Origin of the sequence: Staphylococcus gallinarum, from assembly GCF_029774255.1 — a bacterium.
Taxonomy (GTDB): Bacteria; Bacillota; Bacilli; order Staphylococcales; family Staphylococcaceae; genus Staphylococcus; species Staphylococcus gallinarum.
This window is the reverse complement of sequence record NZ_CP069082.1, coordinates 2058252-2071988: the sequence shown is the minus strand read 5'-3', so window position 1 is coordinate 2071988 and position 13737 is coordinate 2058252. Positions and strand designations below refer to the sequence as shown.

The following is a 13737-nucleotide window of genomic DNA, read 5'->3' as shown; positions in this document are numbered from 1 at the left end:
TTGTATTGAACATTTGATAAAACATTGCGAGTTGAGCTGTGAAAAGCATTGTGTTTTTATCAATTATGCATCAATGTAAGTTATTAAATATAATGTGGTTAAATCATATTTCGCTTATATTGATATACCAATTTTCTATAAACAGCTTACTTAAATACATTATATGCTTTTTTGTATCGTTCTACAAATAAGTTATGGTAATAAAGGGTTATCATGAAATCGTTTTAACAATCAATTAAAGTAGTAAGTAAACCTAACTATTGGCTAAGTAATGCATAGTTCATAGATTTTTATATAAGGATGTTAAATTACACAAAAAAATTTATTGTAAAAAGACGATTAAATTTAAAATGATACTTTCTTAAATATAAGCACGTATGTGTTAAAACATAGTTGTGTTTGTTATAATTATATGACTGATAATTAATGAGAGGGTGTATTATGAATCCAATAGTAGAGTTCTGCATTTCGAACTTAGCGAAAGGTGGAGACTATGTATACAATCAACTGGAGAATGATCCTGGTATAGATGTATTAGAATACGGTTGTTTACAAAATTGTGGCTTATGTTCTAGTGGCTTGTATGCATTAGTGAATGGTGATATTGTTGAGGGTGAATCGCCAGATGATTTATTACAAAATATTTATGCGCATATAGAAGAAACGTGGATTTTTTAGGGAGGTAATCATAATGGCAGTAATTAACGTTACAGAAGCGGCAGCATATGAAGTTAAAGATATGTTAGAGCAAAATGAAATGGCAGATGGCTATTTAAAGGTCAAGGTTAACGGTGGTGGATGTACTGGTTTAACTTATGGTATGTCTGCTGAAGCTGAGCCTGGTGACAATGATGAAGTGTATGAATTTCACGGTCTTAAGGTATTAGTAGATAAAATGGATGTACCGGTACTACAAGGTACAACAATAGATTTTAAACAATCTCTTATGGGTGGCGGATTCCAAATAGACAATCCAAATGCGATTGCATCATGTGGTTGTGGAAGCTCATTTAGAACTGCAAAGGTGGCAGGAACACCTGAAGATTGTTAATAAATAAAAGGTTATAGTTTTATCGATTGAATGATAAACTATAGCCTTTTAATAGTTTATGTGAAAAAATAAACAATATGTGCGTTAGCGCTTGAAAATCAAGCATAAAAACTATAAAATTAGTATTGGATGAAAAATGTCTTTTTTGTGACTTACATATGTATAATTAGGGTATAGAAAAAGACTTATGCAACAAATAATATATGAAAGCTTAGGTGAATGAAATGGCTCAAGATCGTAAAAAGGTATTAGTTTTAGGCGCTGGTTACGCAGGTTTACAAACTATTACAAAATTACAAAAGCAAATTTCAGCAGATGAAGCTGAAATTACGTTAATTAATAAAAATGATTACCACTATGAAGCTACATGGTTACATGAAGCATCAGCAGGTACAATTAGCTATGAAGATTTACTATATCCAGTTGAAAGTGTTTTAAATAAAGACAAAGTAAACTTTGTTAAAGCTGAGGTTACTAAAATTGACCGTAATGCTAAAAAAGTTGAAACTGACGCTGGAATCTTTGATTTTGATATCTTAGTTGTAGCATTAGGCTTTGAAAGCGAAACATTTGGTATTAAAGGTATGAAAGAACATGCTTTCCAAATTGAAAATGTATTAACTGCTCGTAAATTATCTCGTCACATCGAAGATAAATTTGCAAACTATGCATCTTCTAAAGAAAAAGACGACAATGACTTAGCTATCTTAGTTGGTGGCGCAGGTTTCACTGGTGTTGAATTCTTAGGTGAATTAGCTGATCGAATTCCAGAATTATGTAACAAATATGGCGTAGAACAAAGTAAAGTTAAAGTTACTTGTGTTGAAGCTGCTCCTAAAATGTTACCACAATTCTCTGATGAATTAGTTAACCATGCAGTTAGCTACTTAGAAAGTAAAGGTGTAGAATTCAAGATTGCTACGCCAATCGTTGCTGCTAACGAAAAAGGTTTCGTTGTTAAAGTTAACGATGAAGAACAACAATTAGAAGCAAACACTGCTGTTTGGGCAGCTGGTGTACGCGGTAGCCAATTAATGGAAGCTTCATTCGAAGGCGTTAAACGTGGTCGTATCGTAACTAAACAAGATTTAACTATCGAAGGTTATGACAACATTTTCGTAATCGGTGATGTTTCAGCATTTATTCCTGCTGGTGAAGAGCGTCCATTACCAACAACTGCTCAAATCGCTATGCAAGAAGGTGAACATACAGCTAAAAACATTAAAAACATTTTAGAAGGTCAACCAACTCAAGAGTTCACATACGTTGATCGTGGAACAGTATGTTCATTAGGTTCTGGAGACGGTGTTGGTGTTGTTTACGGTAAAGATATCCAAGGTAAAAAAGCTGCTTTCATGAAGAAAGTTATTGATACACGTGCTGTATTCAAACTTGGTGGTATCGGATTAGCATTCAAAAAAGGTAAATTTTAAGATTTAAATTAATAAATCACATAGGCATTATGCATGTGAATCATTAAGCAAAAAGACCTGTCTTTCAATAAGATAGGTCTTTTTCTTAAATCTAAATGATTAAATTATTTCAATACCAAAGTGAGGGATTTTAAATGAAAGCATTTTTACAATCTACTGATAAATTATTATTTGAAACATTAATCATAGGGATACCGGATCATTTAAATCAGTTGGAAGACATAAAGATAAACGGTGAAGTTATTAATGAAAATCTAGCATCATTAAAAAAGGCACATATTATTAGTAGTAATGTTGGTAAAGTAACTGCTACACATTTTACAGTAGATAATCAACTCATAAAGTTAATTGCTGTTGGTCTAGGTAATTTGAAGTCAACGACACAATTACAGTATTTATCTGTGTTTGGCTCATTATTCCAATATTTGAAGCAAGAGCGAATCGTAGAAGGGGACATATTTTTCGAGAGCTTTAAAGCGAAAGATTTTGATTTCTTAAATATTGCTACATTACTAGGTCAACAAAGTGAAGCGTCTGTCTACCAATTTGACGGATACAAGACAAATAAAGGTGCGCCATATGAATTAACATTGAATCTACATACGATACAAGATCAAACTCAAATAAATGCAGCAATCGATAAGGGGATAGCGTTAGCTCGTGCCATCAATTTAGCACGAGATTATAGTAATATCCCACCCAATATATTAACGCCGGCTTATTATGCAGAATTGATTACTAATCACTTTAAAGGAAGTTCAGTATCTGTAGATGTGAAAGATGGAGAGACATTACAGCGTGAAGGTTTTGGATTAATACATGCTGTAGGTAAAGGGTCTAAGCATACACCACGATTAATTACTTTAACTTATCAAGGTGCTAATAAAGACAAAGCGCCGATAGCACTTGTAGGTAAAGGGATTACCTATGATTCAGGTGGCTATTCAATAAAATCAAAAACAGGTATGCAAACTATGAAGTTTGATATGTGTGGCTCAGCTAATGTAATTGCTATGATAGAAGCTGCGAGACAGCTAAACCTTAACATTAATATTGTGGGTGTAATTGCTGCTGCAGAAAATATGGTTAATGAATTAGCAATGAAACCTGATGATGTTTATACGGCACTCAGCAGTGAGTCTGTAGAAGTCTTGAACACTGATGCAGAAGGTCGTTTAGTCCTAGGTGATGCTGTATTCTATGCAACACAATTTCAACCGGAACTGATTTTAGATTTTGCCACTTTAACAGGGGCAGCAATTGTTGCATTAGGTGAGGATAAAGCTGCAGTATTCAATAATCATGCTTCGACACAACTTGCAGATATACTGTCAATTGCCGAACGACAAGGAGAATATGTATTTGAATTACCTATGACTGATACAGAAAGAAAGTTAATTAGAAAAAGTGATGTGGCAGATCTTGTCAATCATACAAATGGACAAGGTAAAGCATTATTTGCAGCTACCTTTATAAATCACTTTGCAGGTGATGTACCACATATGCATTTTGATATAGCTGGTCCAGCAACTACGAATCATGCTAGTTATAAAGGACCTAAAGGACCAACAGCATTTTTAGTAACGACTATTGTTGAATGGTTATCAAATCAATAATCAATAAATATATGCGTGAGTTGGAATTGTATAACTCGCGCATAAATTATATAGTTTAAGTAAACGGAAATGTTAGATGATATAGTTTAACCTCATGGATGATACATTTAAGCTGTAACATAGCATTGACATTTATAATTGAAATTGTTACGATTATTCTCGTGATACTTTAGTTCGATAATGTGATAAAGGAGTTATGTTTTGTGATTAATGCAGTTGTTATAGCAGTTGTGCTGATGATTATACTTTGCTTATGTAGACTTAATGTAGTAATCAGTTTATTTGTCAGTGCATTAGTAGGCGGGCTGGTTGCAGGTATGAGTATACCTGAAATCGTGTCTGTGTTTGGTAAGAATATTGTCGATGGTGCAGAAGTTGCACTAAGTTATGCCTTATTGGGAGGCTTTGCGGCACTGATTTCATATAGTGGAATTACGGATTATTTAGTAAATAAGATTATTAACAGTATCCACGCTGAAAATAGCAAGATGTCTCGAGTAAAGGTAAAAGTAATTATTATCATTGCTTTATTAGTATTAAGTATAATGAGTCAAAACTTAATTCCGGTTCATATTGCATTTATACCAATTGTTATACCACCTTTAATTAGTTTATTTAATGACTTGAAGATAGATCGTAGACAAATTGGTATTATTATTGGATTTGGTCTTTGTTGGCCATATGTTCTTTTACCATTTGGTTTTGGTCAAATTTTCCACCAAATTATTGATAATGGTTTCACCAAAGCACATCACCCAATAGAGATGAGCATGATTTGGAAAGCTATGATTATTCCTTCTTTAGGGTATATTGTTGGATTGATTTTGGGTGTGTTCTATTACAGAAAGCCTAGAGAATATAATGATCGAAATGAAGATAGAAATAATGAAACTATTGAACTCAAACCTTATGTCTTAGTTGTTACAATCGTATCGATTATCGCAACATTTGTCGTACAGACATTAACTGATTCAATGATTTTCGGTGCACTTGCCGGAGTCTTGATATTCTTTGTTTCAAGAGCATTTAAATGGACTGAGTTGGATAAGAACTTCGTTGAAGGTATTAAGATTATGTCATTTATTGGTGTAGTGATATTATCTGCAAATGGCTTTGCTGGCGTAATGAATGAAACGGGAGATATTACTAAATTAGTACATAGTTTAAGTGGTGTTACAGGGGATAATAAACTCATTAGTATTATTGTTATGTACATTATTGGACTTATTGTTACTTTGGGTATTGGATCTTCTTTTGCAACAATTCCTATTATCGCAACTTTATTCATTCCATTAGGAGAGTCATTAGGATTAGATACAATGGCATTAATCGCTTTAATTGGTACTGCGAGTGCCTTAGGTGATTCTGGTTCACCAGCTAGTGACTCTACATTAGGACCTACAGCTGGTTTGGATGTGGATGGTCAGCACGATCATATTAGAGACACGTGTATTCCAAACTTTATATTTTATAATATTCCGTTAATCATTTTTGGTACAATTGCCGCTATGGTATTATAGTAATACTAAGTAGTGAATGAGGTGTCGAAAATGACAAATATGATAGAGACTTTAGAAATGAAAGTAGAAAGTGAAGCACACGGTAAGATTGTAATGTCGATGCCTGTTACAGATAAGGTGAAACAACCTTTTGGTTATTTACATGGTGGTGCAAATCTTGCTTTGGGTGAAACAGCTTGCTCAATTGGTGCGGCACACATCATTGATACTGAAAAATTTATTCCATTAGGTTTAGAAATGAATGCTAACCATATTAGCTCAACGACTGAAGGTACAGTTTATGCTACTGCTACTATCGTACACGAAGGTAAAACAACACAAGTTTGGAACATTGAAATAAAAGATGATGTTGATAGATTGATTAGCATCATGAGAGGTACAATTGCGATTAAACCACGCAAATAATAAACACGCTTGATACTCAGACGCATTTCGGCGTTTCTATAGAGTATTGAGCGTGTTTTTGTATGTTCAACATAATGTATTTTACTTATATACTTGATACCGTAGTTTCTTTTGAAAAAGCATTCGAGATTCTTGTGGCAGCTTCTCTACCACCCATGATATTTCTTGCAAAGGGCCCTAATTCTAAATCTGCTAAGCCTCCAGCAACATATAAATGTGGTAACCACTCCAATTCTGATGAAATATTTGGAAAACCACAACTACATAGTGGGGCATGATGTTGGTGGATTAATTGTTTAATAATTGGTTGTTTCATTATCGTTTCTTCAAATCCAGTTGCTAAAATAATATGGTCATAGGTTATTGCCTTATGTTCTGTAATGATTTGATGATTTGAAATGGCTTGTAATTCGTTTGTATGTATTACTAATTTACCTTGCTTTACATATTTTTTCAGCCTTAATTCTAATTCTTTTGGCATTGAGCCTTTGTGTCTTTCATTCAGAATAACTTGTTGCTTTTCCTCAGTAGTTGTAATTTGCTTAAAGCGTGTCATATATTTAGGACCGAGCCAACCTGGATCAGCATCAAAATCATGCACTGCTAAGGGTTTATTTGTCCATAAATGAATTTGTTGTGGATTATGTTTAATCAACTTAAGTGTTAAGTGAGCTGCAGAAATACCACTACCTATCACATGTGACGATTGAGAATATGATTTGTATGAACCATCAAAGATGTGTGTGACATCGGGTTGATTTTTATATGCTTTTGGAAAGTTAATTTGATGGTTACATCCAAAGGCAATGATAAGGTTTTCGGTCGAAAATGCTTCTGAATTATTACATTGAACAAACCATAGATTATCTTGTTTAGTGATAGAAGTTGCGCTAGCTTGCACATGACTATGATTTAAATTTAATTCATGTATTAACATATGCGTATGAGCCATAAACATCTCTCTATTAGGTCTTTGATATCGTCCGTAAGAAGCATTGGTATATTGTCTATGTTTTGCAAATTGCTTAAGATGAAAAGGATCTGGATGAACATGATGAACACAAGGTGAACGTAAGTAGGGCATATCGATAGTGGATGTATATCTATTAAATTGTTCGCATAAGCTAGTATGAGGATCTATTATACACAAATCATTTGTAGCTAATCCTTGTGTGCGTAGTTTAAGTGCAATTGTAACTGCCTGGATACCTCCACCAATAATTGTCCATTTAAACATAATATTACCTCCTTAAATCGTAATAATTACGATTTAATATAACATGATTGCTGAAGTAATACAAATGATTAAAGGTGTATTGTCTTTTGAAAAATATGACTTTATACCATACGTCATTTCAGTCTATAAATACTTATTTTCGACTATAATTAAATACTAACAATCGACGGACGGTAAGACTTATGATAAAGCTAAAAAGAGTGATCAGTAATAAACAGTCTAGTCCATTACCCTTGCAGACTAAAATAAAATCAATGAATTTTACTATGAAATGTAAAGAACATTGATTTGAGTTGATAAATGATTTGCGATCTTATTTAATGCTTCATCACTTAATTCGTTATTCATTTCTTTATTTATCTCATGGATCAGTGCTGTTTCAATTCATTTATTATTAGGTGTCTTATTTTTTGTAGTAATAACATATAAGAACTGCGTACTGTTTGCGAGACACCTGAGGGAGTAGGATGCGTGTCGAGATCGAGGATCGACCCAGGCACCCCTAGGTAAACGAGCAATAACAATATGCAGTATTGATACAAATAACAAGCCCATCAAAGATCAAAAATCTTTGATGGGCTTAATGCTAGGTATTTATGTCCTAGACTCGATTTAGGGTTTGTACCTTTTTTTATTAATTATAAGAAATTGGAATCCTCACATGTTACAAACAAATTGCGCATGATGCTAATTAAAGTTTAGTATCCTTTAAATCTTTTTTAATATCGTCTAATTTAGTTCGTTTGGAAGCAGGGGTATTTAAATTATAGGCTGCCTTTATGATTAAGTGACTGGAAAGTGGTCCAGTAATGAGAATAAATAATATACCAATTACTAATTGCATATTTACGTAACCATCTCGACCTATAAAGAATAGGAAGACACCACTTAAAAGTAGCATCGCCCCTAACGTTGCTGCCTTTCCTGCTGCATGAGAGCGCGCATATACATCATCTAATCGAACTAGTCCAATTGCAGCTAATGCACTAATAATTGATCCTAGGACAACAAGTATTAAGGCAATACTAATGATTATCGTTCCGGTCATGCTCAATCACCTTACCTTTATCCATATATTTCGCAAATACTGCAGTGCCTAAAAATGCCAAAATACCTATCATTAAGATTGCAACAATTAAGTATTTGGTACCTAAAAAGATACTGAATAAGGCGATGATAGCCATTAACTGTATCCCCATTGCATCTAAAGCTACGACACGATCAGCTAGTGAAGGTCCAATAATTACACGGATTAACATGGCCAACATTGATAGGGCAACAATAATTAGCGCAATGATAAGAATTATATTGTAATTTATCATTATTCGCCCACCTCTCTCACAACTTTTTCTAGAGATGACTTTATACCCTCAGTTTCCTCTTTTTTAGTACTAAAATCAATTGCATGAATATAAATTTTAGTTCGGTCATCGCTAATTCCAAGTACAATTGTACCTGGTGTTAGGGTAATCAGATTAGATAATAAGACGATTTGCCAGTCCTTTTTTAAATCTGTCTGATAAATAAAAAACGCAGGTTCATTCTTAATTGTTGGTTTAATAATGATTCTAATTACATCTATATTAGCTTTAATTAACTCAATGATGAAGACTACCAAGAGTTTGATGATCTTATAGACAGTAATCATATAAAATCGACCCGGTAACACACCACGCATTAAGTAGACTAATAATAAAGCGAACAGGTAACCTAAAATAAAGTTATTAAATGTATAGCTTCCAGTAACAAATAACCAAAATACTGCGAGTAGTAAATTAACGAGTATTTGAACTGCCATATTATTGTCCCCCCAATACACTTTCGATATAAACATTAGGATTATAGAATGGTTCTGCAGCATCTTTGATTATTGGATGTAAGATATCTGCTGATAATCCAAATATGACTGAAAGTACTACAGCGATAATGGCCACGACTAACAAGCCTTTATATCTTAATTTATGATTTACAGTAAATCCTCGAGTTTCGCCAAAGAATCCTAACAGGAATATTCGAATAACCGAGTAAAGGACAATCAAACTAGATAACAGTATAACAATACCGCTAATATAGAATCCTTTTTCAAATGTTGCCTGAACGATATAAAACTTTCCATAAAATCCACTAAATGGCGGTATACCAGCTAAACTAAGTGCTGCTATAAAGAATGTCCATCCAAGCACAGGGTAATGCTTGATTAAACCGCCATATTTGCGTAAATCATGTGTCTTTGTAATCTTATACATGATTCCAATTAAGAAAAATAATGCTGCCTTAATTAACATATCATGTAAAGTGTAATAAATAGCGCCCATCATACCACTTTGGTTCATCATTGCTACACCAACTAATATGACACCAATAGCAATCATAATATTATAGATAATAATCTTTTTCGTATCATAATAACTAACAGCTCCGACACAACCAAATATAATTGTTAGAAGTGCTAAGAATAAAATGGTGTAAAAAGAAAAATTACCTGTATCTCTGAAGAATAAGCTAGCCGTTCTAGCTATTGCATAAACGCCGACCTTTGTTAATAAAGCACCAAAGAAAGCGATGATTGCTACAGGAGGTGCGTAATATGCACCTGGTAACCATATATACATAGGGAATACGCCAGCCTTTGTTGCAAAGACAAAGATGAACATGATAAAGATGATACTTACCATGCCTTTGTCATGTGCTGACAATTCACTTAATTTCTGACTGATATCTGCTAAATTAAGCGTACCAACTACTGAATAAAGCATGGCTACTGCAATAACGAAAAATGCAGAAGAAGTCACATTAACTAAGACATACTTTATCGTTTCGCTTAGTTGAACCTTTGTACCACCAATAACCAGTAATATATATGAAGACATTAAGAAGACTTCGAAAAATACAAACAAGTTAAAGATATCACCAGTTATAAAGGAACCAATAACACCAGTCAGCATAAACATAATTGAAAAATAGTAATAATATGTTTCACGTTCTAGTCCAACTGATTGATATGAGTATAAGATAACAAGCATAGTAACAATCAATGTTGTGATTACGAGTAATACACTAAAAATATCTAGTACAAAAACAATACTGTATGGCGCAGCCCAAGAACCTAATTCTAATTTGATTGGTCCATCTTTCAGTACATTGTGCAAATTAATAAATGCAAATATCAATGTAATTGAGGTACCAATTAACGCAACATAGCGTTTGATAGTAGGGCGCTTCCCAATAAATACTAATATAATTGCTGTTAGCATAGGAATGATTAATAAAGAAACGATGAGGTTACTCTCTATCATCTTCAATCACTCCTTTCATACTTTCTACATTATCAGTACCTAGCTCTTTATAACTTCTAAATGCGAGCACTAAGAAGAAAGCAGTTACTGAAAAAGATATTACAATAGCTGTTAATATCAATGCTTGAGGAATAGGATCAACGTAGGATGCTATTCCTTTTTCATATATAGGTACATCGCCTTTTTTCAGGCCACCCATTGTGATTAAAAATAAATTTGCCGTATGTGTTTGTAAAGTAGTCCCAATAATGATTCGTATCAAACTTTTAGAAAGAATGAGATAGACGCTCATTGCTGTGAGAATACCACAAACAAAAATCATCACTATTTCCATTACTCATTCTCTCCAATCGATAAAATTATAGTCATTACTGTGCCTACAACTGCAAATAACACGCCTAAATCGAAGAATGTTGCAGTGTGTAATTGCATCGGCTTTAGTATGATTAAAGGTATTTCAAAAGGTTTGTGCGTGAAGAAATTTTTACCATAAAACCAACTCGCCATTGGTGTAGCTAAACAAAATGTTAAGCCAATGCTAATTAATATCTTGAAGTCCCATGGAAATATCTTCCGCATTGTCTTTATATCAAAGGCAACTGCAATAATAACCAGTGCACTAGATAGTAATAAACCACCAACGAAACCACCACCAGGTGTATAGTGACCAGCTAAAAATAATGATAGTCCGAACATCACAATGAGGAAAAAGATGATGACTGCAGAATATTGAAAGATCAGATTATTCTTTTGTCTGTTCAATGTCATGACCTCCCTTATTTTTAGCTTTGTTATTGTAACGTAATTTAATCATGGTATAGACACCTAAGCCTGCAATACCTAATACAGATGATTCGAATAATGTATCGGTACCACGGAAATCAACAAGAATGACGTTAACCATATTTGTACCGTGTGCTAAATCGTATACGTGTGTTTTATAAAATGAACCAATAGATCCAAAGTGTCTATTTCCATATGCAATTAAGCCAAGTATAGTAACAACTGCACCAGCCCCAATAGATATGATGACATTGATCCATTTGAAAGGTTGCGTTTCTTGGTGTCTATTTAAATTAGGTAAATGATAGAAACAAAGTAAAAATAGTGCCGTTGAAATTGACTCAACAACAAATTGTGTAAGTGCTAAATCTGGAGCACCAAAGAAAATGAAGAAAATTGCTACACAATAGCCTACAGCACTTGCCATAATGATGCTAAATAATCTTGAATGTGCAAATATAATCATTGATGCTGCCGTTATGATAAGCACGACAATAATTAATTCAAACGGTCTGATTTCACTGACATCTTTAAAGTTAATACTGAAAGGTGTCACGATGAGTGTCACAACCGTAATTGCAATCAGTGAGATAAAAATAATCACCAAGTTGTTACGTGTAAATCCAGTGACATATGAATTTGTTATATGTTTAGAAATATCAGGTGTAACGTTACCTAATTTGTCATACCAATAGTTAATAGTTAACTTAGTTGGGTGTGATTTTAGTAACTTAATCCAATAACTAAAACTTAAAATTAAAATAATACCGACACCATAAATAAATAGTGTTGATAAAAAGGCTGGCGTGAAACCATGGAACATATGAAACTCAATATGAGTTGTTTGCGTTGAACTCATTGCATTTACAGCCGGTTCGATAATTGAATCGGTAAGCATTGCTGGAAACAAACCGAAAGTAATTACTAAGATAGCCAATATAATAGGTGCAATTAACATTAATGGAGATGCTTCATGTGGCTTGTTAGGTAAGGCATCAGGTTTATAGCTACCTAAAAAGACCTGACCAATCAAACGCACTGCATATACAAATGTAAATACACTACCTAAAATCGCAACTATCGGTATCAGTATACCTAGTGAATTTAAATTAAAGACATTAGCATGTGTAACGTCAATCATACTTTCTAAAAACTTTTCCTTTGATAAGAAACCGTTGAAAGGTGGAACACCAGCCATACTTAACGAACTTATAATTGTAATTGTAAATGAAATGGGCATTATCGTTAGTAAGCCACCTAGCTTATGAACATCACGTGTACCCGTAGCATGATCTACAGCACCTGTAATCATGAATAATGCTGCTTTAAATGTTGCATGGTTAATCAAATGAAAGACTGCTGCCGTAAAGGCTGCAACATACAGTTGACTGTCTGATCCTTCAAAATGATAACTTACAGCGCCTATACCAAGCATAGCCATAATCATCCCTAATTGTGAAACAGTAGAAAATGCTAAAATGCCCTTTAAATCTTGCTGCTTTGTCGCATTTAATGATGCCCAAAATAGGGTGATTAAACCAACAGCCGTTACAGTCCAAATCCACCCCTGAGACACTGCGAAAATCGGTGTCATACGTGCGACTAAGTAAAGTCCGGCTTTAACCATTGTAGCTGAATGCAAGTATGCACTTACTGGAGTAGGGGCTTCCATTGCATCTGGTAACCAAATGTAAAATGGAAACTGGGCAGATTTAGTCATTGCGCCAACTAATACCAGTACCATGGCTAAAATAAAGAATGGACTTGTTTGAATATCATCCACATGTTTAATGATTTGTTGAACACTTGTAGTGCCACTAGCTAAAATTAAGAGGATGAGTCCTCCTAACAGCGATAGACCACCAAACACTGTGACGAGCATAGATTTCTGTGCGCCATATAGTGATGCTGGCTTTTCTCTCCAAAATGAAATAAGTAAAAAACTAGAAAATGAAGTTAATTCCCAAAATAAGTATAAGATAATTAAATTATCTGATAATACAACCCCTAACATTGCACCCATAAAGAGCAGTAAATAACAATAAAAGTTTCCCAACTGCTCTTGTCGACTTAAATAACTAATAGAATACAGGACAATAAGACTACCAATACCTGTGATCAGTAAGCTAAATAACAGTCCTAGACCATCAATATATAAATTGAAATTCATACCAAAATGAGGCATCCATTTCAAAGTTCGCATTACTGTATCGCCCGACATTGTTGTCGGAATATATGATAGGAAGTATATAAATAAGACGACAGGGATGGGTATGACAAACCATCCGATATGTATACGCTTATGAATGCGATATACAAATGGAATAATGAGTGCAAATATTAACGGGAGGAGTACCGCTAAATGTAACCAGCTCATTATTTTATCCTCCTTTTAC

Annotated in this window: 14 protein-coding genes; 6 read left to right on the top strand and 8 right to left on the bottom strand. The window is 33.8% G+C overall.

Annotated features, from left to right (window positions below):
* The first annotated feature begins 441 nt into the window (after positions 1 to 441).
* The 6 genes from JN168_RS09755 to JN168_RS09730 all read left to right on the top strand — a co-directional run bounded on the left by JN168_RS09755 (position 442) and on the right by JN168_RS09730 (position 6025).
* Positions 442 to 678, top strand: coding sequence for a YuzB family protein (locus JN168_RS09755; RefSeq protein ID WP_042739766.1), 237 nt, complete (start codon positions 442 to 444; stop codon positions 676 to 678).
* Positions 679 to 691: 13 nt separating this feature from the next.
* Positions 692 to 1051, top strand: coding sequence for a HesB/IscA family protein (locus JN168_RS09750; protein ID WP_042739767.1), 360 nt, complete (start codon positions 692 to 694; stop codon positions 1049 to 1051).
* 224 nt (positions 1052 to 1275) lie between these two features.
* Complete coding sequence (locus JN168_RS09745) at positions 1276 to 2484, top strand: NAD(P)/FAD-dependent oxidoreductase (protein WP_042739768.1); 1209 nt, start codon at positions 1276 to 1278, stop codon at positions 2482 to 2484.
* A 134-nt stretch (positions 2485 to 2618) separates the two neighbouring features.
* Entirely contained in the window at positions 2619 to 4100 is a 1482-nt protein-coding gene (locus JN168_RS09740; protein WP_279525846.1) for a M17 family metallopeptidase, read from the top strand.
* A gap of 203 nt (positions 4101 to 4303) precedes the next feature.
* A complete protein-coding gene (locus tag JN168_RS09735) occupies positions 4304 to 5620 on the top strand; it encodes a Na+/H+ antiporter family protein (RefSeq protein ID WP_042739770.1) in 1317 nt (438 codons plus the stop codon).
* Between the two features lie 30 nt (positions 5621 to 5650).
* Positions 5651 to 6025: a PaaI family thioesterase gene (locus JN168_RS09730; RefSeq protein ID WP_042739771.1), complete on the top strand. Its 375-nt coding sequence runs from the start codon at positions 5651 to 5653 to the stop codon at positions 6023 to 6025.
* An 85-nt stretch (positions 6026 to 6110) separates the two neighbouring features.
* Here JN168_RS09730 and JN168_RS09725 read toward each other — a convergent pair whose 3' ends face one another.
* The 8 genes from JN168_RS09725 to JN168_RS09690 form a co-directional block, all read right to left on the bottom strand.
* Positions 6111 to 7262, bottom strand: coding sequence for an NAD(P)-binding domain-containing protein (locus JN168_RS09725; protein ID WP_279525845.1), 1152 nt, complete (start codon positions 7260 to 7262; stop codon positions 6111 to 6113).
* A gap of 691 nt (positions 7263 to 7953) precedes the next feature.
* A complete protein-coding gene (locus JN168_RS09720; protein ID WP_042739773.1) occupies positions 7954 to 8310 on the bottom strand; it encodes a Na+/H+ antiporter subunit G1 in 357 nt (118 codons plus the stop codon).
* Positions 8288 to 8581, bottom strand: a complete 294-nt coding sequence (gene mnhF1, locus JN168_RS09715; RefSeq protein WP_107527661.1) for a Na+/H+ antiporter Mnh1 subunit F — start codon at positions 8579 to 8581, stop codon at positions 8288 to 8290. The genes JN168_RS09720 and mnhF1 overlap by 23 nt, the downstream gene beginning before the upstream one ends.
* Positions 8582 to 8583: 2 nt before the next feature.
* The gene (gene mnhE1, locus JN168_RS09710) at positions 8584 to 9060 is read right to left on the bottom strand and encodes a Na+/H+ antiporter Mnh1 subunit E (RefSeq protein ID WP_042739775.1); all 477 of its coding nucleotides are present in this window, start codon (positions 9058 to 9060) and stop codon (positions 8584 to 8586) included.
* Between the two features lies 1 nt (position 9061).
* Positions 9062 to 10558: a Na+/H+ antiporter subunit D gene (locus JN168_RS09705; protein WP_042739776.1), complete on the bottom strand. Its 1497-nt coding sequence runs from the start codon at positions 10556 to 10558 to the stop codon at positions 9062 to 9064.
* Positions 10545 to 10892 (bottom strand): Na+/H+ antiporter Mnh1 subunit C, encoded by a 348-nt coding sequence (mnhC1, locus tag JN168_RS09700; protein ID WP_042739777.1) that lies wholly within the window; start codon positions 10890 to 10892, stop codon positions 10545 to 10547. The genes JN168_RS09705 and mnhC1 overlap by 14 nt, the downstream gene beginning before the upstream one ends.
* A complete protein-coding gene (mnhB1, locus tag JN168_RS09695) occupies positions 10892 to 11320 on the bottom strand; it encodes a Na+/H+ antiporter Mnh1 subunit B (RefSeq protein ID WP_279525844.1) in 429 nt (142 codons plus the stop codon). The genes mnhC1 and mnhB1 overlap by 1 nt, the downstream gene beginning before the upstream one ends.
* Entirely contained in the window at positions 11301 to 13718 is a 2418-nt protein-coding gene (locus JN168_RS09690; RefSeq protein ID WP_279525843.1) for a Na+/H+ antiporter subunit A, read from the bottom strand. The genes mnhB1 and JN168_RS09690 overlap by 20 nt, the downstream gene beginning before the upstream one ends.
* Between the last annotated feature and the right edge of the window lie 19 nt (positions 13719 to 13737).